This is a genomic window from Lysinibacillus sp. NPDC059133, from assembly GCF_042755925.1.
GTDB lineage: Bacteria > Bacillota > Bacilli > Bacillales_A > Planococcaceae > Lysinibacillus.
Window position 1 is genome coordinate 45,892 of the sequence record NZ_JBHZDH010000004.1, and the last position, 21,927, is coordinate 67,818.

Consider the following 21,927-nt stretch of genomic DNA (forward strand, 5'->3'; position numbering starts at 1 on the left):
TACCTTTATTCTTTCTTTGCTATAATATTATGCTGCGGATGAATCCTCATCATTTGGTATAATAAAGAATAGATTTTTTGGAACGGAGCGATTGATATGAATGGAGCGCAAAAAGCGTTTTTTGAGGAAAAGGAGCGTTCACTTGGTGTTCGTCTAAATGATGTGCAGACGCAGGCGGTGTTGCAAACGAATGGCCCGCTGTTACTATTGGCATCTCCAGGTTCAGGAAAAACGACGACGATTATTATGCGTATTGGCTATATGATTGAGGCGCTTGGTGTGAATCCTTCTCGCATAAAGGCTGTCACGTTTAGTAAGGCATCGGCCGGTGATATGAAGTCACGTTTTGCAAAGTTTTTCCCGCATTTGCCACCGGTTGATTTTTCGACGATTCATAGTTTAGCATTTCAAGTTGTGCGGCAGACACTTGAGCGTCAGGGCATTTCGTACGGCATCATTGAAGAATCGGACAAGCCTGGTGTTGTTTCAAAAAAACGAGTGCTTCGCGAGATTTTTGAACAATTAAATGGCTCAAAAATTACCGAAGACCAGTTAGACGAGCTACTGACGTACATAACGTTTATCAAAAATAAAATGCTGCCAGAACAGGAATGGGCAATTGCAGAAGTAAAGGTGCCAAGAAAAGTCGAGATTTTACAGCGTTATGAGGAATATAAACGCACAGGTAGTGACCGTTTGTTAATTGATTTTGACGATATGCTATTAATGGCGAATGATATTTTCACGAAAAATCGAGAGGTGTTGGCGCAATACCAACGCCGCTACGATTATTATTTAACGGATGAAAGTCAGGATACATCGCCCGTTCAACATGCGATCATCGCGAAGCTCGTCGCAGTCCATCAAAATTTATGCGTCGTTGCAGATGAGGATCAGGCCATTTATAGCTGGCGTGGTGCAGAGCCAGATTATTTGTTGAATTTCCGAAAGATATATCCGGAGGCGCATGTTTTACTTATGACGCAAAACTATCGTTCATCTGCAACGATTGTAGAGCCAGCCAATATATTCATTCAGCGAAATAAAAAGCGTTATAACAAGCAAATGTTTACGGAAAATCCTGCAGCAGAGCCAATCTCGTTTAAAATCTTAGAGAATTACAATTTACAGGCCAAGTATTTAGTGGGCCAGTTGAAGAATCTGTCTAAGCGTGGCTCCACGGCTATTTTATATCGAAATAATACGTCAGCCATTCCGCTTATGGACGCGTTTGACAGAGCAGGTTTGCCTTTCTATATGAAAGATTCCACGATTCGCTTTTTCACGCATTGGGTCGTGGAGGATATTATGAACTTCATGCGTCTAGCGTACAATACAAAAAATATCACGGTATTTGAAAAAGTTTACAGAAAAATGAATGCTTATATTACACCAACGCAATTGAAGGCGCTACAGAAAGTGCAGGAGGATAGCTGTGTATTCACACAGTTGTTAGAGCATGTTGAGTTAAAGGATTATCAGCCTGAATATATTAAGCGGATTCGCAAAACGTATGATAGTATTCAATTTGATAAAACGACGCCAACAGCCATGCTAGAGCATATCCGTTATGACTTTGGTTATGAGCGTACCTTAAAGAAAATGAGTGAGAACCTCGGATTTAATTATGAAAATTTACTAGATATTGTGGATGTACTTGGTTTAATTGCTCGTCATACGCCGACGATGACCGAATTTGCAGGTCGTTTGAAGCAGCTTGAAAATTTAGCACGTTCGTCCAATATAAAAAATGAATTGAATGCAATTACACTGACAACATTGCACAGTTCGAAAGGCTTGGAATTTGACCATGTGTATTTGATTGACTTGATTGAGGGGATTTTACCTAGTGAGGCAGAAGAAGAAATCGAAGAAGAAACGCGACTCTTTTATGTCGGTATCACGCGCGCGATTCGCCATTTGGAATTAATTTCGTATAGTAAGCGCTTTAAAACAAGTGTGGTGCCATCGATTTTCATGAAGGTGTTAAAACAAATCGTCTCACCGCAAGAATTGCCAAAGAAAGCGCCGAAAAGTCTAAAGAAAGCACCGAAGCAATACCGTAATGAGCGGACGATTACAACCGAGTCAGCGTTAATCGTTGGCTCAAAAGTAAAGCATGTGATTTTGGGAGAAGGGGAAATATTAGCCGTTACGAGTAGCACGATTGAATTGTCATTTGCTACGGGGATTAAGAAGTTTTTGACGGATGCATGTTTACAGCAAGGCTATTTAGAAACGATGGAAGATTAAATGAAGCGTATTCGATATTTTTTCGAATACGCTTTTAGTAGTGCTATTTTGTAGGGGTTTCCTTGATGGAAAAATAAACGCCATTGCTCATCATGTTCTTATCGCCAAATAGAAATGTTAGTTAATATCACATTAATTGATTGGCATTCCGCAGCGATTAATCATCCGGAATATTTTAACCTGATGGCGTTCATTTAGTATCTGGAGAAGTTAAAACCTTAACGAACTTAATTCAGCAATCAATAAATAACAGGACTAGTAATTTGGCATAGCTAATAAAAAGAAGATACTATATACAATGCTCAATTGTTTAAGATTTGAAGCATTTTGTTTTTATAGGGAGCCTCAGTAATATTACTCTTGAGTTATATTATATAGTGGGACCTTTTTTTAAATTATCATCAAATACTGAACTATTTGTAAAAAGTTCCAAAACACCTGTTGTTGTAAATTACTATCTTTATTTAGTGTCTTCCGTAAGCCACGGAAGGCTTTTATTGTGCGCTGTGAGAGTGATCGAGATGGGCAACGGTACGTGTGACTGAATCTCGATACGCCTCATAGCGTTATTTTTAATGTGAATATCTAAAATTTCTTGGCTTAAGAAATCAAAAAATAGGAATTTTTGTATAAGTAGGTATTTTTTAGATAATGTCAAAGTGGTTAGGTGAATTAGAAGAAAAAGGGTGTATTATTTATTTGCAATTGTAATTATAAGGAGCCTTAAAAAAAATCAAATTTTGTTATAAAAAATTGTTTTAAAAATTAAAGAGAACCATTATTTTGATCAATCTTTTTTCAAAACAATGGCTTTTGTTTTGTTATGTCGTGAAATAATGGATTTAAAGTTAAATTCAATCAAACTTTATTCTAAACCAACGATTATAGTGCTTTTCATTTACCTTACAATAACAACGATTAGTAGAAAGGAAACAATAGCACTGTCCTCTCTATAATATTGGCATCCTCGAAAAGATAGCATCTACTTAATTAAACGGCATTAAAATTTAATTCCATTCAACTATTGCAATTAAAGAATTGGACGCATAATATAAGTGTATAGTTATATATTAATTTAGTCACCTGTATTTATCCGGTGATTTTATTTTAAACCATATATAAGCAAATGATTATACAAGGAGAGCAGATATGGAAAACACACTAATTGAAAAACAACTAAAGGCAGCAGCTGACTTGAATCGCATTAAATTACTTGCATGCATGAAAAATGGGGAGGTCTGTGTATGTGACTTTGTGGATGTTCTAGGAATATCACAACCTGCAGTTAGTCAGCATCTTCGAAAATTAAAGGAGGCCGGCATTATTACTGAGCGAAAAGTAGGAACTTGGAAACATTATCGTTTAGTTGAGGAGCAAACGCCGTTGATGAAGGGCATTTTAGAACAAATCCAGCCTGTAACTGGATGCGATTGTGGCACAGACTGTTGCCATATAGGAGGAGATGTAAATGAGTAATGAATCCTTAACGAAACAGCTTTCTTTTCTAGATCGCTACCTTACGTTATGGATTTTTGTAGCGATGGGGCTAGGTGTTTTATTAAGTATTACAATGCCTAATATTGGCGAAGCATTAGAATCCATGTCTATTGGGACCACATCTATACCGATTGCTTTAGGGTTAATTGTCATGATGTATCCACCTTTGGCAAAAGTGAAATACGAGGAAATGTGGCGTGTATTTAAGGATTGGAAGGTTCTCTTACTGTCACTATTCCAAAACTGGCTATTGGGTCCGTTTTTAATGTTCTTTTTAGCGATCATCTTCTTAAGAGATTATCCAGAATATATGGCAGGGCTCATTATGATTGGTTTAGCTCGATGTATTGCAATGGTAATCGTGTGGAATGATTTAGCGCGTGGAGATCGTGAATATGTTGCTGGTCTAGTTGCATTTAACTCCATTTTTCAAATCTTAACGTATTCGATTTTTGCCTACTTTTTCTTAAATGTACTACCTGGTTGGTTTGGTTTAGAGAATTTCAATGTGGCCATTTCAATGTGGGAAATTACGAAAAGCGTACTTATTTACTTAGGGATACCATTTGCTGCCGGAATTCTAACACGATGGATCGGCATCAAAACAAAAGGGAAGCAGTGGTATGAAGAAAAATTCTTACCTAAGATTTCTCCACTTACTTTAATTGCACTGCTTTTCACCATTGTGATGATGTTTGCATTAAAGGGTGAAAAATTAGTCGAATTACCACTCGATGTTGTACGAATCGCTATCCCATTATTTATTTACTTTGTTGTGATGTTTGCTGTTTCATTCTTCTCTTCACGTAAAGCAGGGGCGTCCTATCCTGTCACAGCCGCCCTGTCGTTTACAGCCGCTAGTAATAACTTTGAATTAGCAATTGCTGTAGCTGTAGGTGTTTTTGGACTTCATAGTGGAGTAGCTTTTGCCGCTGTCATTGGTCCACTTGTTGAAGTACCGGTACTCATTGGACTTGTATGGGTTGCTCTACGATGGCAAAAGAAATATTTTAAAACTATTAAATTATAAGAATTATAAGGAGCACTTAATATGACAAACACACTTTATTTCTTATGTACAGGGAACTCTTGCCGTAGTCAAATGGCTGAAGGGTGGGCAAGAAAATTATTGCCTACAGATTGGACAGTTAAAAGTGCTGGTATTGAAGCACATGGTGTAAATCCGAAAGCTATCAAAGCTATGGCTGAGGTAGGAGTTGATATTTCGAATCATACATCGGATCTAATTGATTTTGAGACATTAAACAATGCAACACTAGTCGTTACTCTTTGCGGAGATGCAGCAGATAAATGTCCGATGACGCCACCTCACGTTCGTCGTGAGCATTGGGGCTTTGAAGATCCAGCGAAAGCGTCAGGTACAGAAGAAGAAAAGTGGGCAGTTTTCCAACACGTGCGTGATGTTATTGGCAAACGTATTGAACAATTTGTAGCAGAGGAGTCGAAATAAAATGAAAAAAATTCATATTTATGAGCAAGCAATGTGCTGTTCTACAGGATTATGTGGACCATCTATTGACCCAGAGTTATTACGTATGTCATTTGTAATGAATAATTTAAAGAAAACAGATATAGAAGCTGAACGATTTAATTTAACAAATGAACCAAATGCCTTTGTAGAAAATGAAGCCATCAATCAGCTTCTAATGTCAGAAGGAATGGATGCACTGCCTGCAACGTTTGTAGATGGAGAACTACTTTGTAAAGGGAAATACCCTACAAATGAACAATTTTCACAGTGGTCAGGACTTTCAGAAGAAGAACTAGTACAAAAACCAAAAGTACGCATATCACTAAAAGGAGATGCGTAAAAATGGAACGCTTTACAAGAAGTCAATTCCCGGATACTCCTTTCCTCTTTTTCACAGGGAAAGGGGGCGTTGGAAAAACGTCTGTAGCTTGTAGTTTATCAATAGCCATTGCAGATGAGGGAAAAAAGGTGCTGCTAATTAGTACGGACCCAGCATCCAACTTACAAGATATTTTCGGTCAAACACTTTCTAATACCCCAACAAAAATTGAAGGTATAGACAATTTATTTGCATTAAATTTAGATCCTGAACAGGCAGCACAACATTATAAAGAGCAAATGGTTGGCCCGTACCGAGGAAAACTGCCTGATGTTGTAATACAAAACATGGAGGAACAACTTTCAGGTGCATGTACAGTTGAAATTGCTGCATTTAATGAATTTGCAACACTATTGACAAATAGTTCAATGATTGAAAGCTTCGACACAATCGTGTTTGATACAGCTCCAACAGGGCATACATTACGTCTATTACAACTACCTTCTGCATGGTCTACATTTTTAGATGATAACACTACTGGTACTTCGTGTTTAGGTCCATTAAAAGGACTAGAGCCTCAACGTGAAATCTATAAAGAGGCTGTTGAACGTTTAAAAAGTGCCGATCAAACGACACTAATGCTTGTGACACGTCCTGATGTAAATCCTTTAAAAGAGGCAGCACGTGCATCTCATGAACTGTTCGAAATCGGCATTCAAAACCAGATCTTACTAGTTAATGGCTATATGAAAGATCTTAATTCAAATGATGAAATGGAGAAAGCATTCATTGCACGCCAAACTGAAGCATTAGAGATGATTCCTAAAGAGTTAAAACAATTTGAACAATACTACTTACCGTTTGTACCTTACTCATTATCAAATATGGAGCGTATGCAAGCATGGATGACAGATCAGGTTATCACACATGAAAATGAACCAGAAAAAGGTATTACAATTCCAGAAGTAGAGGAAATGATTACTCATTATTTAGAACGAAAACCAAAGCTTATTTTCACGATGGGTAAAGGTGGTGTTGGTAAAACTACAGTTGCTTCGTATATTGCCCTACGATTAGCAGAAGAGGGCGTGCATGTGCATTTAACTACAACAGATCCAGCCGCTCATCTAAATTGGACATTCGGAGATGACAAAGTTAAAAATGTAACGGTTAGTCGTATTGATCCGAAAGTAGAAGTTTCAAACTATAAGGCAGAAGTGCTTGCAAAGGCCAGTGAAACGATGAATGAAGAAGGTTTAGCATTTGTCAAAGAAGACTTGGCTTCTCCTTGTACAGAAGAAATCGCAGTATTCCGAGCGTTTGCCAATGTTGTAGAAAATCATCAAGATGAAGTCATTATTATTGATACAGCTCCGACGGGTCATACGTTGTTGTTATTAGATGCGACAGAAGCTTATCATCGTGAAATAAGCCGTTCGCAAGGTGACATCCCTCCAGCTGTTTCAAACCTGTTACCACGATTACGTGATGCAAGTTATACAAGTGTAGCAATCGTAACACTGCCTGAAGCAACACCTGTTTTTGAAGCAACACGTTTACAGGAAGATTTACAGCGAGCTGGTTTATCTGTTGGTTGGTGGGTTGTCAATCAGACATTTTCATCTATCAAAACAACAAGTCCAACATTAATACAAAAACAACAGGCCGAAACAAAATGGTTAGAAGAAATCAAATCCATCAGCAACAATCAATTCGTGGCAATCCCATGGGTAAAAACACCACCAGTAGGAACAAAAGGTTTACATGAACTTAAAGGAGAGAACATCAAATGAAAATGAGTCCAGAAGGTAAAAATTATTTAGAGCAAGTATTAGCTGATTCTGAGGTGAAAACACTGCGTTTCTTCGGCATCCCAGGATGCTGTGGTGTTAATTTAGGTGTGGGCTTAGAAGCACCAACAAATGAAGATGCTGTAGAGACAATTGAAGGGATCGAAGTTGCCATTCATCCTGATATTGCCCCTCAATTAACAGAAGTCACAATTCATGCAGAAGAAGAAAATGGTGAACTAGGTTTAGTGTTAGTAGGATATTCACCAAAATCTTGCTAAGGTGGGGTTTTAAATGAAAAGAGAAGATGATATTCGTGCAAATGTACGTGAAAATTATGCGAAAGTAGCCTTGAAATTAAACAGCACACAAGGATGCTGTACACCAGCCTCTAGCTGTTGTAATCCAGATGATAATCAAAATATTTCCATTGAAGAAATTTCGCAAAAAATGGGCTATACAAAGGAAGAGCTAGCTTCTATTCCTGACGGAGCCAATATGGGGCTTAGCTGTGGCAATCCACAAGCTATCGCGGATTTTAAGCATGGAGAAACTGTTGTCGATTTAGGTTCTGGTGGAGGTTTCGATTGCTTCCTAGCTGCACCAAAGGTAGGGAAAGAAGGTCAGGTAATTGGTATTGATATGACACCTGAAATGATTTCTAAGGCACGTCGGAACGCAGAAAAACCGGGTTTTGAAAATGTAGAATTTCGTTTAGGTGAAATTGAACATATGCCTGTTGCGGATCATACAGCTGATATTATCATTTCAAATTGTGTGATCAATCTTTCACCAAACAAACAACAGGTACTTAAAGAAGCCTATCGTATTTTAAAAACAGGTGGTCGTTTAGCGATTTCAGATGTTGTGTTAACAGCAGCCTTACCAGAAAGTTATTTAACAGATATGAATTTATATTCTGGTTGTATCTCTGGGGCAATTTCGATTGAAGAATACGAAGCGCTTTTAGTAGATGCAGGCTTTACAAATATCTCAATTGAGCCAAAAGATGATTCAAAAGAATTTATCCGTGAATGGGAACCTAATTATGAATTAGAAAATTATATTGTCTCAGCTATTATTCAGGCCGTTAAATAAAAAGATGAACAATGATGACCGTTAATCATGCAAGTTTGTTAACCAAAGAATATTTCATTTCTTATTTGACTCTAATTATGAAAAGTAGAGAATATACATTACCTCAGGCTGAATTATTTGCTTATGATTTCTTCTTTAAAGGAGATAAAGAACGCTATGACGATTCAACATGGTTCCAATTCGAAAAAGCTACAAAAGAAATAGAGAAAAAATTGTGTGAAAATGAAGTTTGATAGTTGCATCAAATTAAATTACGTCTAGCTTAATGCTAGACGTAAAAAATACACTATATATAAGAAAATGCTTATGTTCCAAAATTTTATAGAGAAGAAGGAATTAATTTATGAAAACACTTAACGTAATTAAACAAAATGGTTCTTGCTGTACTACTGCTAAAAACAATGAGGTACAAGAGACTTTTAGTGATTTAAATAAGGAACTACCTACTGTAATAATTGGTGGTGGTCCAATTGGGTTAGCTGCAGCTGCTCATTTAGTGGAACAAAATCAGTCCTTTATTTTACTAGAGGCTGGGAGTGAAATAGCTCATAATATTCATACTTGGGGTCATGTTACACTATTTTCTCCGTGGCGATATAACATCAATAAAGCTGCGAAAGCTTTACTTGGGGAAACTGATTTCGCAACGTATGGAATTAGAGCTACCAGAAACAGGCGTATGCAGTAGTAATCTTAATAAATCAAATACATGTTGTTAATTATTCGACTGTTAGCTTTTGCTAACAGTCCTTTTCAAAATAGTAAGGGGAAAATTGTATGATCACATTACTTATTCGTAAAATGGCACAAAAAGATTTAAAAGAGGTATTAAAGATCTATCCAGAAGGAATCGATACTGGTATGGCTACCTTTCAAACGGAAGTTCCAAGTGAACGAGTATGGGATGAAGGACATCATGCTGCTTTGCGCTTTGTAGCAGAAGAACACAATAGAGTGGTTGGTTGGATTGCCATTTCACCTGTCTCTACACGCGCTGTGTATTCTGGAGTTGGTGAAGTAAGTATTCATTTATCGAATAATAGTAAAGGAAAAGGCATTGCCTCTAAGTTGTTTAAATCACTAATTGAAGATAGTGAAAAACAAGATTTTTGGACACTTCAATCATCTATTTTTGCAATCAATGCTTCAAGTATTCAATTACATAAAAAGATGGGTTTTAGAATAGTTGGTATGAAAGAACAAATTGCTCAGTTACATGGGAAATGGCATGATACCGACGAACAAGTGCCTTAGTAATATCATTTGGTCAAATAATTGATTATGTGACGACTATAGTAAGGCAAAAGCTGTTCAGATCATATTCGTAGTCAACAAGTGTATTTCAGAAGAAACTCATCGATAATAGCATTGATTAACATAAATAACACCTCTGATAATTTACAAAAATTGATAATTCGTTTAAACGAAGATAATTATCGTTCAAAAAATCGATAAACGGTTCACGACAAATTATTGAGGAACTTGTCACAACAAATAAAAGATTGTACGTGGACATGAATCTACGGACACCCGAAAAGTCATTAAACAAAAAGAAATAGTTGTTGATGGATAAGATCAATCTCAGTTGGATAAAATATTTGTGAACTTAAAAAGTTCAGATTTCAAGGATTGGGAGGACTAAATATGTCATCTGAAATGGGAGAAACACATCGTACTGGTCGAGACATTAACGACGAAATAGTACATTTTGGTGGGCAAGCTGAGAGTATTTTTAGTTCATTGGCTGAACAAGGTCGACTTTCAATACAAAAGAAAGCAGACGAATTAGCTGCACAGTATCTTGAAAGTAATCCTAATCCAGACTATTATGATTGTGTTGAAATTGTAGCAGAGGGAGTTTTGACAGCAGGGAAAGAAATAAAGGCTAGCAGTGGTTCTTGGGGAGAATCAGTAGATGCAGCACTTGGTGCTGGTGTTGAAATTCCAGCAGCAAAAATAGCTTGTAAAAGAATAACGATGTTGTCTTAACATTAATTTTTGAAAAAGCGTAGGCGTAAAAAGCTTATGCTTTTTGATATTTATTGATTTCTTTTATCCTCTCCTCAATAGTAATTTTAGTTGTCTGGACATTCTTGTCCAAAGTGTATGTAGATTTTTGTCCATATACAAGTCGAAAAATTATGGGGGGATTTCATGTATCTAAGCCCTCCTCCACGCAAAATAATTTTAGTTTACATAATATAAATACATTGGTCACAACTTTCTAATTATCGGATGTTTCCCATATTTTATCGTTCAAAAGGGGATTATTCGTTTAAATAATGCTAATTATCGTTTAATGTAGATTTGTCCAATATTCATAAAAGTTATTCATAAGTGTGAACAAACTAAGCTAGTTGATACCTTATCTTAACAAAGGATAAAAAGTTGATATGGAGTATTTCTCCTTATCAACTTTTTTTAAAACAGGCTGTGTTAAATAATAATGTTGATTTTTAAGTAAAATGTAGGAACTCCAGATATTATGGAGTTCCTACTGCAATTAATTCCAATAGTTAAAGATAATCTGTCCTATCGTTTCAGGCTTCCAGTAAAATATCTGTACCAATTCAGCACAATTTAATAAGCTCTTTTCTCCTGAATTTTGTTTAATAGGAAGGTTTAATTCAGCAGTATCTATTACTTGATAGAAAGGCGTAAATATCGTTGGAGTCAGACTAACGGATGGGCTCTATGGCCATAGTTCATCGACCTTCTTCGCTAGCCATACTAACCTATACCTGTTGGTTTAGAAAAAAGTTTGATTATTAATTACTCTAAACCCTTGACTTTACTGTATATAAAAAGGTGTCGTTTTGAATAAAGATTGATCAAAATGACAGCTTTCTTTTATTATTAATAACTGTTTATATTAATAATAATGATTCCTAATACAATGAAAAAGAGCCCTTAACTGTCATATAAAAACAGTTAAGGTTTTTTTATTAAAATTCTTTGATATATTGGTAATGTATGTTATATTACAAATATAACATACATTATACAGAGAGGAGGGCGGATTCCTTTGATTATTCATTTAGAGTTTGAGTCTAAAATACCAATTTATATACAGCTTATCCATCGTATTATTGCAGGTATTGCAAAGCAGGAGCTTGTTCCAGGTGAACGATTACCATCTGTTCGTTCATTAGCAGCAGATATAGGAATCAATTTACACACGGTGAACAAAGCGTATAAAGAGCTAGAACAAAAAGGATTTATTATAAATCATCGTCAAAAAGGAGTTGTGGTTAATCCAGAGGGAATTCCAAAGGCAGATGTATCTTTTCAGGAAGAAATGAAAGAAATATTACATCCCCTAATTGCAGAGGCCATTTGCCGAGATGTAAATAAAGAAGATTTTATGAAGCTTTGTGAAGAGATTTTTACTTCATATGTTCACCAGGGGGGAAGCTAACCAATGGATCATATCATTTGGATTTCAATTATTTTATTCATACCTATTTTTATTAGTTTGATTGGTATGCCGTATTGGACACGACGTACAGAGAGTTTTGGAGTTTCTATTCCGTCTGATGTCTATATGGATGAAAAACTAAAAAAAATGCGAAAACAATATGCTTCGGCTATGACAGCTTTTAGTATTGTTATACTATTTATTTTTTATTTTATCGTAGGAAAGTATTCTCCAAACGATGGAGAGACAATGGGGATTGTTTTATCGATAACTATACTTGGTTTTATGATTATTTCATTTTTAATCTATTTAGTGTTTCATAAGCAAATGAAACAACTCAAAGAAAAGGAGAAATGGAATGAACAAAGACAACAGCAGATTGTACTACAAACAAATTTTTATCAGCAAAAATTAATTCATTCTAATTATTGGTTTTTAATTGCTTTTGCTTTAGTAGCTGTCACGCTATTTATTACCTTTACGCAGTATGGAAGAATTCCTGAACGGATTCCAATGAAATATGATTTCTTTGGTGAGGTTACCAATTGGGCAGAAAAATCATATCGATCTGTCTTAATCATGCCAATAACACAAATCTATATGATTGCTTTATTCATGTTTATTAATTGGATGATTGGAAGATCAAAACAACAGCTGAATGCTCAAAATCCAGATGAATCAATAGAACAAAACATTATTTTTCGTAGAAGATGGTCGGTTTTCCTAATTGCTAGTGGAATCTTGCTTACAGTTCTTTTTAGTGTAATCCAGCTATCATTTATTTATTCGATTTTAACAACTTATATGACTGTAATTTCGTTAATGATTACAGCAATCATGATTATTGGTGTGATTGTACTTGCCATTACAACTGGGCAGGGTGGAAGTCGTGTGAAAAATGTAAGAACGACAGATGGTACAGTGATAAATCGTGATGACGATCATTATTGGAAACTTGGTCAATTTTATTTTAATCGAAAAGATCCCTCATGGTTCTTAGAAAAACGTTTTGGAGTTGGCTGGACAATGAATTTAGCAAATCCGCTTGCTTGGTTAATTTTAATCGGAATTATTGGCATAGCTGCTGGCTTACCAATATTACTAAGTAGATAGGAGAGGGGAAAATGGATGTTTTATTGCAGGGATAAATTGACCTCGACTAATATATGTTCTTTTGTAATATAACAAAAGAAACAAAGATACATTATTCAATAACTTTCAAGCTAGGAGGTTACTTATGATAAAGCAAAAAAGTATTAAAGGATTATTAATTTATTTTTTGATTGGAATCATTGCATTATTTTTCTCGTATCTTTTTGGACTATCGACAAATTCGACTCAATTAGAGCAATTGAGTGAAATGACGGGGATATCAGGACCACCTGAAATGTTAGGCTTACTCGCCGTTATTCCAAATTTTATTATATTCATCATTACTCTTGTCATTGGATTTTTCATTGCTCATAAAGTAGGTTTAAAATCGGCTATTATTCACCCTCATGCTAGAGATAAGTCAAAATCAGAATGGATAAAAGGGATTAAACTAGCTATCATATTCGGTTCGATTGCAGGAGTCGTTTTGAGAGGATTCGATTATCTTTTCCAACCGTTCTTACCAGATGGTTTAATAGAACTATTACGACCTTATAATGCATTAGAATTTATAACAGCTTTACTCTACGGAGGAATTCTAGAAGAACTACTAGTGCGTTTTGGTTTAATGAGCTTGTTAGTTTTTGCTTTTTGGAAACTATTTGATCGAAAATCGGCAAAACCTTCAAACTGGGTCTTTATCCTTGCCATATTCATTAGTGCCTTATTATTTGCATTAGGTCACTATAACATAACCGCAAGTAATATAGAAATGACCGCATTCATTTGGTTCCGAATGATTCTCCTAAATGGTTTACCTGGCTTGTTCTTTGGTTGGATTTATTGGAAGCATAATCTAGAACTTGCCATGCTTGCACATATGTTTACGCATATTGTCATGAATTTACTAATGTTGATTCTCTCCTTTTAAATAAATGCGGTGAAAATACACTTTGAAAATTTGCTTGTAGAAAATGTATCTATATGAGGATGTAGACAAGAAAGGATGAGGTTATATGATTGAAAAAAGCAATTGGATATACTGCCCAATTTGTAATTCAAAGACACGTACTAAGGTATGTGCCGATACAATATTAATTAGCTTTCCTCTTTACTGTCCTAAATGTAAACAAGAAAGTTTAGTTAACATAAAAAAATATAAAATTACCATAATTAAAGAGCCAGACGCTAAGACGCAGAGCCGATAATTTTGAGGTTAATATATCTCATTTTATCGGTTCTTTTTATAGAAATTTAGGTTCATTCATCTTTGGTGTTATGAGCTTGTTAGTTTTTGTTTTATGGAAACTATTTGATCGAAAATCGGCAAAACCTTCTAACTGGGTCTTTATCCTTGCCATATTCATTAGCGCATTATTATTTGCATTAGGTCACTACGGGTCAACCGCACTTATGACAGAAATGACCGCATTCATTTGGTTCCGAATGATCTTCATGAATAGTTTAGGCGGCTTGTTCTTTGGTTGGATTTATTGGAAGCACAATCTAGAACTTGCCATGCTTGCACATATGTTTGCGCATATTGCCATGAATTTACTAATGTTGATTCTCTCCTTTTTTATGTGAAAATATCAAAAAAGGACGTAACATTATCAGCAAAAAAGTTACGTCCTTTTACCAATAAATTGGATTAGAAGAAACTAATAAAACATCATAAGTTAAGGAGATGAAAGAATGGGAATCCTAGATATTAAAAATTTTTCAAAAGTGTATAAGGGTGGAAAAAAAGCAGTCGATAACATAAGTTTATGTGTTGAAAATGGCGATGTTTTTGGATTTATAGGTCATAATGGAGCAGGGAAAAGTACAACGATCAAATCAGTAGTAGGAATACTAGATTTTGAGGAAGGCGACATCTACATTGATGGGCATTCTATTAAGAAAGAGCCTCTTGAATGCAAATCGAAATTTGCTTATATCCCTGATAGTCCCGAATTATATGAACATTTGACAGGAATCCAGTATTTAAATTTTGTAGCAGATATTTTCGGAGTTCCGGAAGATGTTCGAGTAAAGAGAATAAAAGAACATTCTGGAATGTTTGGAATAACAGAAAGTCTTGGAAATCTAATATCCTCTTATTCTCACGGAATGAAGCAAAAGTTAGCAATAACTGGGGCTATTATTCATGAACCAAAGCTTTTGATTCTGGACGAGCCATTTGTAGGTCTTGATCCAAAAGCAGTAGTTGTTTTAAAAGAGATAATGAAGAAAATGACTGCTAAAGGGAATGCAATATTTTTTTCAACACATGTCTTAGATGTTGCAGAAAAGCTTTGTAATAAGGTGGCTATGATTAATCGTGGAAAGCTAGTTTATAGTGGTACGATGGATGAAATAATACAAAATCAAACATTGGAAGAGTTCTTTATGAAGGAGTTAAAAGATGAGGCATTTATCGATTCTTCTAAAAATTAGGATTGTTTCACTGGTGAGACTTAATACCCTAAAAGGTAAAGCCGGCATTGGTGATAAAATGGCTATTGTTGGTATATTTATTGCGGCTGTTTTCGGGCTAGCGTATATTACAAATCTTGGATATATGCTGAATGAAAATAATATGAGAGAACACATACTTGCATTTTCATTTTTATTGAGTACTCTTTTATCATTGTTTATAGCATTTTTTAGTGCTAGTGATGAGTTTTTTGGAAAAAGAGATTATGAGACATTAATGTCACTTCCTATTAAAACATCAATAATAGTTGTAAGTAGATTTCTATATATATATTTCTTGAATACGGTAGTATCTTTAATAATCATGCTTCTAATGGGAGCAGTATATTTCTTTACAGGAACAGTAAGCGGAGTTTTTTGGATAAAGATGATGATTGGAATACTTACAGTTGCATTAGTACCATCAATTGTAGCGTCAATTGTTAGTATATTAGTTTTAGAAGTTTCATCGAGAGCAAAATATTCTCGTGCGGTCTCTTCAATTAGCTATATTATTTTATTTTTAGTATTAGCACTAACATTGAGTGGTGGTTATAAATTAGATCAAAGCGATATAAAATTGATATTAACAAATATATTGAATCAGGCTAACCAAGTGTATCCAATGTTTTATTTGTATAATAAAATACTGGTAACAGGAAAAGTGGGAGATTTTCTTATATATATAGCAGTTTCATTATTGTTAACAGTGATTTTCATTATTAGTCTTTCGTTTGTATACAAAGGACTAAATACTAAAATTCGATCAATGAGTAGTAACAAAAAATATGAAGTAAAAACATTAAAAAGATCAAGTAAATTAAAAGCATTATATGTGAAAGAAATCAAGCGACTATTTTCGTCCACAACGTACTTAATAAACACAGGATTCGGAATGATCATGATGGTTATTTTTACGATTTCTTTAATGAGCTCAATCACAAAAGTGATGGAAAAAATGCCTATGGATAATATTAATACAGTAGCGACTCTGTATGGAGTAACACCATATATAATGTCATTGTTGGTATGTCTATCAAATACAAGTAGCGTGTCTTTTTCACTTGAAGGTAAAAATATTTGGATAATCAAAACTTTTCCATTGTCGAAAGAATTGGTTGTAAAGAGTAAGATACTTGTTAATCTTACGGTTACAATACCTCTTACGATTATAAACGGAATAATAATCGGAAGAGTGTTTGGAGCAACATTATTTGATTCCATCATATTAGTACTTCTTCCATGTGTATTTGCAGTATTTTCAGCAATATACGGTGTTGCTATTAATTTAAGATTTGTAAATTATAGTTGGCAATCAGAACTCCAAGTAGTAAAGCGGAGTGTATCAAGTATATTGGGGTTTTTCGGTGCAGCGATTCTGGTACTCATTGCAGCAGTTCCAAGAGTACTATGGTCAGGTTCGATATTAGGCATATATGATGTTGGTATTATTTTATGCTTGGGCATCGTAACTAGCATGTTATATTCTAAAACAATAAATGGTGAACCTATTTAATTTGGGAAAAGTAGTGTGAAAACGAAATTAATAAATAATACTGAAAAAAGTAAGCTAAATAAAGATCACAATTAATTGAAAAATCTATTAAAAAAATAAAGTGTTCCGCTCACTCGTTTTCATTACTGTTTGTGTCGTGAAGCGGACACGGGAGAGAATGGAGATTATTATGAATAAATCTAAAAAGTCAGTACGTATAATTCCTTGGATATTTTGTGCCTTGTTTTTTGTGTTTTCAATTATTGGTGTACAAAATATATCGGATGAGATTCCTATTACCTTCAACATGGCCGGTCCAAATTTGAACGGCAGTAAGTATTTTATCTTTATTTATCCTGTATTGTCATTTTTTATAGGGATTACTGAGTTAGGTGGATTAGGGAAAAAGAAAAATATTAAATTACAAGGAAACTTACTATTTATAATTATTGGGAACTTAGTAGTAGGTGGATTTATGGTTTATACAATCCTATCAAATTGGAATATGTAAATAGAGATATTCGTGGGCTTAAATTTAAAGATAGTGTAAAAAGCTTTATGCATTCGATTTGTAGACATGATTTTGTAATTAGTATTATCAGCGATAATTATTTAAAGTCAGTACATAGCGCGATTATGAAAGAAAAGAATTTTGTTTTAGAGGAATATTTAGACTATTGTCCAATATTGATGAAAATTATTCACAAGAGTGATGAACTTAGCAACGGGAATGTCTGAAGAGTCGAACATACAAATTTGTATGTTCGACTCTTTTTAATTGATTGGATAATTTTCTTTTAAATTTTACTGAATTTGACTGAGAAACAGTAATAAGTCCGGCAAATCAAAACGGCTTATAAACATTAGTTTAGTTCTTTTGTTAAACAAAGGTTATTATTAACGTCGTCGTAAAATTAGAGTTAATAGTAATTGCGGAAGTAGTAGGGATTTTTAGTCTTGTCAATCAAACCAACGAGACTTAACTAAAGTAGCAGACTGCGGGGGAATTTAAATGGATAGTTCAATTACTATTAATTCTATGTGTTCAATTATGGAAGGTGGACCGAACGCATATAATTCTAGAGCTAAAAAATAAAGTATAAAAATTAATAGCCTGAGTTATATGAACTTCCTAAAGCATTAGGAATGGGGGATTAATGCGTTAATATCATCTAAATCTAAAGTTAATAATTTATGGTCTTCCTTGAACCCATTTTTTCTTTGAAGTGGATGTTTCGGAAACTTAATCCGTTTGTTTAATCTACCAAATTCAAAAGCTCTAAGTTTTCTCAAGTTGGTGGCTAAGAATGTTCTTAATGGGTAGTGACTAGATAATGTAGGAATACCCCATTTTTGGCCACTCTTTCCCCACGCTAAAACTGCAATCTCGGATTGACTAACTGCAAATTTAATTTACTTCCACGCTTCATCGTCGACTACAAAATCCGGTTCATCAGCTTCCTTGGTCCTAATAAAAGGGCCGGTGTTAACAACGTACAAAGATCCACATTTGTTGTGCTTTGCAACCTCCATCATAAATTCTACTGTAGGATCGTTAGAACAAGATGAGGCAATACTCGGATTCATACCGAAGAAGGTCATAGTCGGTAGACTACTATCCCAACAACGGGATAAAAAATAACGTCTGTGAGTTGAATGGCTATGGTTGTTAATTTTGTATTTGCTATGAAAAACGGTTATATTTCTTCCTACTTGAATTTGGGAGGGTAGCTGCTCCGAGAGCAAAAGAATGATTTTGCGATACGGTATATCCCTTTGCTAAAAGCCATTCATTTAGTTCGGCTTCAATTTGTTCTTTGGAATTACCGTTACCGGATTCGATTAAGGTGTTTAATAACAGTGGCATAATAAGTTCCCTTCATATGTATTTGCACTTTACTTCAGATTCACCAATATTATAGCTTCGGGGATCCACTGATGAATTAGTATCGTGCGCTGTTTGAATATCGGTAGCAGCTTGATTTAACGAAACTGCTCCAATGCTAAAATAAATTCTACAATAATAATGGTATATCTTTCTAGTGTTAATTCCACAATTTAGTAAGTACATATTGAAAGTTGTAGGTGAAAATGATTAAATAATTAGTAATAAAAAATAGGTGGGATTGTATGAAAAAATGGTTTAGCTTTAGTATCCTTTTTGTATTTATTTTGATGGTTATGTATGCTTGCACAAGTAAAGAGGATAATGTTGTACAAAATAGTTCGAAAACACAGAACCAAAAAGAGAAAACATTGGCCGAGCAATTAGATGATGTGGAACTTGACGAATATGATAAACTTCAAAAGTTTTATATAGACTTTGAAGATTCTTGGAATTACGATACAGCTATTGGAAAAGTTAAAGAACAAGGTTTTTATTTTACTGAGAATTCCAATGCATACGGAAAAAGTGCGAAAGTCGCCTTAGATAATGAGGTTGCACCAATGACACACGCAAAGGAAGGAGATTACATAGAGTTTAGTTATGATACAGAATCCAAATTTGAATACTTAACATATTTCAATCAAGATATATTTATCACCCTATTAGACTATAAAAAGGGTACTTATTTTGATTTTAGAGACAGTACGGATTATCAGGGATTGTATGTTAATACTTACTTAGATAAAGCAGGCTCATTCACTTTAAAATATTCAAATGAGAATACAACAGAAGTAGATTACTTAAAGTTAAATTCCAAAGAAGAACAATTTAAATATATGAAACTATACTCAGATAAAAAGAGATAAGTAATTACATATATAAACGCTTGGATAAGTTATGTCCAAGCGTTTTTTCGTGTTAAATGACGTGTAATATGTTTTGCAAATACACTATATAGAGAGCTTCTTTTTAGAGGTCTTTCATTTCTCCAAAAATGAGATACCAACATATCTATGAGGCATCTCATATAAACGAATTAACTTTCGAGACAAAGGTTATCTTCCCGTGCTACGCAACAGGATCTTATGGTATAAAAGGCTACTTCATAAGAGAAGATAAACCAAACCACTACGGTCTAGGAACCGTATTATTTGAGCTATCAGAATACTTATCATCACCAAGTCGGATTTCAACCTGAAGTATTTACAATGCCGTCAACAAATTTGAATTATCCATTCAACCGCAGTCAATGACTAATCATTATCAACCTAATTATCCAACACATTTAAACGGTTACGAAATATTTAATAAAAGATAACTACCCAATTACGGGTAGTTTCTTTCCTAGAAAGGAATCAAAATATTCAAAAAGAATCAATTACTTTCTTTTTCTGCTCAAACTCAACATGGGTATAGACTTGGGTTGATGTAATACTTTCATGGCCAAGTAGTTCTTGAAGTGTTTGTAAGTCATCGTTTTCTTTATTTTGCTGTTACATCAATGTTGCAAAAGTATACCGTAAGTGATGTAGTGTGAAGCGGGTAGGTGGGAGGCCTGCCTTTTTCAACACATCTTTAAAGATGACATGTAAACCCCGCGGATCTAATGCTTTACGATTTTTATTTAGAAAAACAGGCTCTGTTGGATAAATTTGATATGATCTAAAAGAAGCTTTATAGGATGCCAGAAGCGGAATTAAGTGTGGATGTAGGGGCAATATCCGTTCTTTTTTCCCTTTTCCATCAATTCGAATCGTTTCATTTACCAAATCAACTTGTTCCCATGTTAATGAAACAAGTTCAGAACGTCTCAGGCCTGTTGTCGCTAATAATTTAAACATTAAGCTCATTCCGCATCGAAAAACGTGATTTGGCGCGTTCTAAATAGTTAAATAGCTGTTGTAGATCCGTCAAGGTCATATAGATTGTAAGTCGAAAAGTATAGATATTATGGGTAGTTGACGAAGCACTCTTTCACACAAAATAATTTTAGTTTACATAATATAAATATCTTCGTCATAAACTTCTAAGTATCGTTTAAAGTATATTTAAACGATACTTGCAAAAATTATTACATAAGTAATACATACATAAGTTGCAAACATTGTGTTAACTTTCTGTTTTGGGATATTAAATGAGGTATGCATGACATATAAATAAAGAAATGTAGTTATTCAGTACAATTTATATCTATCTGAAATATAAATTTTTACAGTAAGTAGAACGAAAGAGAGCATTTAGTTGACCTTATTGCAAAGCTGCCTTTCATACAGCATAGAGCCATTAATAGTACTTATTTCTCTCATCAGGAAGGGTGATGGCCAATTATGAATAGACATTCTTTTGGACTAGACCATAAGAAAATTTTATTATTGCTGGTTGGATGTCTTGTATTAATGATGATACTTGGTGCTTGTACAAATGAAAAAAAAACAAGTCAATCCGAATTTAAAAAACAATATTTTGAAGGTATAAGTGATAATTGGTATATAAAAATGGTAAGTGAGATGGATAGCAACAGGAGCTATATCATCGCTTATATTGGAGAAGGAATTAAACCATTAAATTTTAAATATGAAATATATGAATCTTCATACAACCCAACATTTGGCGAAGGCGAATTTAAAAATCAAGAGGAATTTGAAATTTATGTAAACTGTGGTGGGCCGTGTGATGCCCTTCCTAATAGTGTACCTATTCAAATTAAATGGGAAGGAAAAGAAGAAAAAGTAGCAATTCGTAATAAAAAATAGAATGTTGTCAATAACATCGTTCTATCCTAAACTTTTTGAATTATTGACATTACATCAAATCTCGGGAGAAATACAAGTTGGACTAATCTACCAATATGATGGAACGAATGCTCTACAAGTGTATGTACACCTACATTATCAGTATTTAATTGACCCTAAGTTAATTCAACAAGATCAGAACGCCGCATACTTGTAGTTGCTAGCAATACAACATTGCCATATTCCTAGGTGCTAAACGGCCTTCAGCTCGCTCTAAATAAGCTAAAAAGCGAAGTAGCACTTGCAATGTCTAATAAGTAGGTAATTTCTTATCAATTTCGGCTTTTCAATACCAATCAATATTTTCATTCACACCATTTTTAACGAAAGAACGTA

General features: G+C 34.5%; 23 protein-coding genes and 2 pseudogenes. 22 read left to right on the forward strand and 3 right to left on the reverse strand.

What is annotated here, in order from left to right:
- The first annotated feature begins 96 nt into the window (after positions 1 to 96).
- The 20 genes and pseudogenes from ACFXN8_RS03535 (at position 97) to ACFXN8_RS03630 (ending at position 17,422) form a co-directional block, all read left to right on the forward strand.
- Positions 97 to 2,253, forward strand: coding sequence for an ATP-dependent helicase (locus ACFXN8_RS03535; RefSeq protein ID WP_386842832.1), 2,157 nt, complete (start codon positions 97 to 99; stop codon positions 2,251 to 2,253).
- Positions 2,254 to 3,402: 1,149 nt separating this feature from the next.
- On the forward strand, positions 3,403 to 3,729 hold the full coding sequence (locus tag ACFXN8_RS03540) for an ArsR/SmtB family transcription factor (protein WP_376070240.1): 327 nt from the start codon (positions 3,403 to 3,405) through the stop codon (positions 3,727 to 3,729).
- Positions 3,722 to 4,780, forward strand: coding sequence for an ACR3 family arsenite efflux transporter (arsB, locus tag ACFXN8_RS03545; protein ID WP_386842835.1), 1,059 nt, complete (start codon positions 3,722 to 3,724; stop codon positions 4,778 to 4,780). Before ACFXN8_RS03540 ends, arsB begins: the two co-directional genes overlap by 8 nt.
- A 21-nt stretch (positions 4,781 to 4,801) precedes the next feature.
- Positions 4,802 to 5,221 carry an arsenate reductase (thioredoxin) gene (gene arsC / locus ACFXN8_RS03550; RefSeq protein ID WP_386842837.1) on the forward strand — a complete coding sequence of 140 codons (420 nt, stop codon included), beginning with the start codon at positions 4,802 to 4,804 and terminating at the stop codon, positions 5,219 to 5,221.
- A gap of 1 nt (position 5,222) precedes the next feature.
- Positions 5,223 to 5,582, forward strand: coding sequence for an arsenite efflux transporter metallochaperone ArsD (gene arsD, locus ACFXN8_RS03555; protein WP_376070245.1), 360 nt, complete (start codon positions 5,223 to 5,225; stop codon positions 5,580 to 5,582).
- Positions 5,583 to 5,584: 2 nt separating this feature from the next.
- Positions 5,585 to 7,354: an arsenical pump-driving ATPase gene (arsA, locus tag ACFXN8_RS03560; RefSeq protein WP_386842839.1), complete on the forward strand. Its 1,770-nt coding sequence runs from the start codon at positions 5,585 to 5,587 to the stop codon at positions 7,352 to 7,354.
- Positions 7,351 to 7,632: a Fe-S cluster assembly protein HesB gene (locus ACFXN8_RS03565; RefSeq protein ID WP_376070251.1), complete on the forward strand. Its 282-nt coding sequence runs from the start codon at positions 7,351 to 7,353 to the stop codon at positions 7,630 to 7,632. The genes arsA and ACFXN8_RS03565 overlap by 4 nt, the downstream gene beginning before the upstream one ends.
- 13 nt (positions 7,633 to 7,645) lie before the next feature.
- Positions 7,646 to 8,449 carry an arsenite methyltransferase gene (locus ACFXN8_RS03570; RefSeq protein ID WP_386842841.1) on the forward strand — a complete coding sequence of 268 codons (804 nt, stop codon included), beginning with the start codon at positions 7,646 to 7,648 and terminating at the stop codon, positions 8,447 to 8,449.
- 11 nt (positions 8,450 to 8,460) lie between these two features.
- Complete coding sequence (locus tag ACFXN8_RS03575) at positions 8,461 to 8,682, forward strand: hypothetical protein (RefSeq protein WP_386842843.1); 222 nt, start codon at positions 8,461 to 8,463, stop codon at positions 8,680 to 8,682.
- Positions 8,683 to 8,792: 110 nt separating this feature from the next.
- Positions 8,793 to 9,092, forward strand: a pseudogene (locus ACFXN8_RS03580) (FAD-dependent oxidoreductase); the annotation flags it as partial.
- Positions 9,093 to 9,226: 134 nt separating this feature from the next.
- The gene (locus tag ACFXN8_RS03585; RefSeq protein WP_386842845.1) at positions 9,227 to 9,703 is read left to right on the forward strand and encodes a GNAT family N-acetyltransferase; all 477 of its coding nucleotides are present in this window, start codon (positions 9,227 to 9,229) and stop codon (positions 9,701 to 9,703) included.
- 390 nt (positions 9,704 to 10,093) lie between these two features.
- A complete protein-coding gene (locus ACFXN8_RS03590) occupies positions 10,094 to 10,438 on the forward strand; it encodes a hypothetical protein (RefSeq protein ID WP_376070263.1) in 345 nt (114 codons plus the stop codon).
- 1,036 nt (positions 10,439 to 11,474) lie between these two features.
- Positions 11,475 to 11,867 carry a GntR family transcriptional regulator gene (locus ACFXN8_RS03595; protein WP_376070266.1) on the forward strand — a complete coding sequence of 131 codons (393 nt, stop codon included), beginning with the start codon at positions 11,475 to 11,477 and terminating at the stop codon, positions 11,865 to 11,867.
- Between the two features lie 3 nt (positions 11,868 to 11,870).
- Complete coding sequence (locus ACFXN8_RS03600) at positions 11,871 to 12,980, forward strand: DUF1648 domain-containing protein (RefSeq protein ID WP_386842848.1); 1,110 nt, start codon at positions 11,871 to 11,873, stop codon at positions 12,978 to 12,980.
- Between the two features lie 124 nt (positions 12,981 to 13,104).
- Positions 13,105 to 13,890, forward strand: coding sequence for a CPBP family intramembrane glutamic endopeptidase (locus tag ACFXN8_RS03605; RefSeq protein ID WP_386842850.1), 786 nt, complete (start codon positions 13,105 to 13,107; stop codon positions 13,888 to 13,890).
- An 85-nt stretch (positions 13,891 to 13,975) separates the two neighbouring features.
- Positions 13,976 to 14,167, forward strand: a complete 192-nt coding sequence (locus ACFXN8_RS03610) for a cysteine-rich KTR domain-containing protein (RefSeq protein ID WP_386842852.1) — start codon at positions 13,976 to 13,978, stop codon at positions 14,165 to 14,167.
- 76 nt (positions 14,168 to 14,243) lie between these two features.
- Positions 14,244 to 14,546 carry a CPBP family glutamic-type intramembrane protease gene (locus ACFXN8_RS03615; protein ID WP_376070278.1) on the forward strand — a complete coding sequence of 101 codons (303 nt, stop codon included), beginning with the start codon at positions 14,244 to 14,246 and terminating at the stop codon, positions 14,544 to 14,546.
- A 114-nt stretch (positions 14,547 to 14,660) separates the two neighbouring features.
- Positions 14,661 to 15,398: an ABC transporter ATP-binding protein gene (locus ACFXN8_RS03620; RefSeq protein ID WP_376070607.1), complete on the forward strand. Its 738-nt coding sequence runs from the start codon at positions 14,661 to 14,663 to the stop codon at positions 15,396 to 15,398.
- Positions 15,367 to 16,932: a putative ABC transporter permease subunit gene (locus tag ACFXN8_RS03625; RefSeq protein ID WP_386842854.1), complete on the forward strand. Its 1,566-nt coding sequence runs from the start codon at positions 15,367 to 15,369 to the stop codon at positions 16,930 to 16,932. Before ACFXN8_RS03620 ends, ACFXN8_RS03625 begins: the two co-directional genes overlap by 32 nt.
- Positions 16,933 to 17,101: 169 nt before the next feature.
- Positions 17,102 to 17,422 (forward strand): hypothetical protein, encoded by a 321-nt coding sequence (locus ACFXN8_RS03630; RefSeq protein WP_386842856.1) that lies wholly within the window; start codon positions 17,102 to 17,104, stop codon positions 17,420 to 17,422.
- A gap of 902 nt (positions 17,423 to 18,324) precedes the next feature.
- Here the strand turns inward: ACFXN8_RS03630 and ACFXN8_RS03635 are convergent.
- Together ACFXN8_RS03635 and ACFXN8_RS03640 are read right to left on the reverse strand one after the other, a co-directional pair.
- Positions 18,325 to 18,657 (reverse strand): DUF1643 domain-containing protein, encoded by a 333-nt coding sequence (locus ACFXN8_RS03635; RefSeq protein WP_386842858.1) that lies wholly within the window; start codon positions 18,655 to 18,657, stop codon positions 18,325 to 18,327.
- Complete coding sequence (locus ACFXN8_RS03640) at positions 18,596 to 18,778, reverse strand: hypothetical protein (RefSeq protein ID WP_376070636.1); 183 nt, start codon at positions 18,776 to 18,778, stop codon at positions 18,596 to 18,598. Before ACFXN8_RS03640 ends, ACFXN8_RS03635 begins: the two co-directional genes overlap by 62 nt.
- A gap of 263 nt (positions 18,779 to 19,041) precedes the next feature.
- Between ACFXN8_RS03640 and ACFXN8_RS03645 the strand changes: the two genes are divergently transcribed.
- Positions 19,042 to 19,665: a hypothetical protein gene (locus tag ACFXN8_RS03645; RefSeq protein WP_376070290.1), complete on the forward strand. Its 624-nt coding sequence runs from the start codon at positions 19,042 to 19,044 to the stop codon at positions 19,663 to 19,665.
- 498 nt (positions 19,666 to 20,163) lie between these two features.
- Here the strand turns inward: ACFXN8_RS03645 and ACFXN8_RS03650 are convergent.
- Positions 20,164 to 20,649: pseudogene (locus ACFXN8_RS03650) on the reverse strand (tyrosine-type recombinase/integrase).
- Between the two features lie 477 nt (positions 20,650 to 21,126).
- Here ACFXN8_RS03650 and ACFXN8_RS03655 point away from each other — a divergent pair.
- The gene (locus ACFXN8_RS03655; RefSeq protein WP_386842860.1) at positions 21,127 to 21,552 is read left to right on the forward strand and encodes a hypothetical protein; all 426 of its coding nucleotides are present in this window, start codon (positions 21,127 to 21,129) and stop codon (positions 21,550 to 21,552) included.
- The last annotated feature ends 375 nt before the right edge of the window (positions 21,553 to 21,927 follow it).

Coding starts and splice junctions, on each gene's coding strand:
- ACFXN8_RS03535 (WP_386842832.1), top strand. CDS start 97: ATGAATGGAGCGCAAAAAGCGTTTTTTGAGGAAAAGGAGCGTTCACTT.
- ACFXN8_RS03540 (WP_376070240.1), top strand. CDS start 3,403: ATGGAAAACACACTAATTGAAAAACAACTAAAGGCAGCAGCTGACTTG.
- arsB (WP_386842835.1), top strand. CDS start 3,722: ATGAGTAATGAATCCTTAACGAAACAGCTTTCTTTTCTAGATCGCTAC.
- arsC (WP_386842837.1), top strand. CDS start 4,802: ATGACAAACACACTTTATTTCTTATGTACAGGGAACTCTTGCCGTAGT.
- arsD (WP_376070245.1), top strand. CDS start 5,223: ATGAAAAAAATTCATATTTATGAGCAAGCAATGTGCTGTTCTACAGGA.
- arsA (WP_386842839.1), top strand. CDS start 5,585: ATGGAACGCTTTACAAGAAGTCAATTCCCGGATACTCCTTTCCTCTTT.
- ACFXN8_RS03565 (WP_376070251.1), top strand. CDS start 7,351: ATGAAAATGAGTCCAGAAGGTAAAAATTATTTAGAGCAAGTATTAGCT.
- ACFXN8_RS03570 (WP_386842841.1), top strand. CDS start 7,646: ATGAAAAGAGAAGATGATATTCGTGCAAATGTACGTGAAAATTATGCG.
- ACFXN8_RS03575 (WP_386842843.1), top strand. CDS start 8,461: ATGATGACCGTTAATCATGCAAGTTTGTTAACCAAAGAATATTTCATT.
- ACFXN8_RS03585 (WP_386842845.1), top strand. CDS start 9,227: ATGATCACATTACTTATTCGTAAAATGGCACAAAAAGATTTAAAAGAG.
- ACFXN8_RS03590 (WP_376070263.1), top strand. CDS start 10,094: ATGTCATCTGAAATGGGAGAAACACATCGTACTGGTCGAGACATTAAC.
- ACFXN8_RS03600 (WP_386842848.1), top strand. CDS start 11,871: ATGGATCATATCATTTGGATTTCAATTATTTTATTCATACCTATTTTT.
- ACFXN8_RS03605 (WP_386842850.1), top strand. CDS start 13,105: ATGATAAAGCAAAAAAGTATTAAAGGATTATTAATTTATTTTTTGATT.
- ACFXN8_RS03610 (WP_386842852.1), top strand. CDS start 13,976: ATGATTGAAAAAAGCAATTGGATATACTGCCCAATTTGTAATTCAAAG.
- ACFXN8_RS03625 (WP_386842854.1), top strand. CDS start 15,367: ATGAGGCATTTATCGATTCTTCTAAAAATTAGGATTGTTTCACTGGTG.
- ACFXN8_RS03630 (WP_386842856.1), top strand. CDS start 17,102: ATGAATAAATCTAAAAAGTCAGTACGTATAATTCCTTGGATATTTTGT.
- ACFXN8_RS03640 (WP_376070636.1), bottom strand. CDS start 18,778: ATGCCACTGTTATTAAACACCTTAATCGAATCCGGTAACGGTAATTCC.
- ACFXN8_RS03645 (WP_376070290.1), top strand. CDS start 19,042: ATGAAAAAATGGTTTAGCTTTAGTATCCTTTTTGTATTTATTTTGATG.
- ACFXN8_RS03655 (WP_386842860.1), top strand. CDS start 21,127: ATGAATAGACATTCTTTTGGACTAGACCATAAGAAAATTTTATTATTG.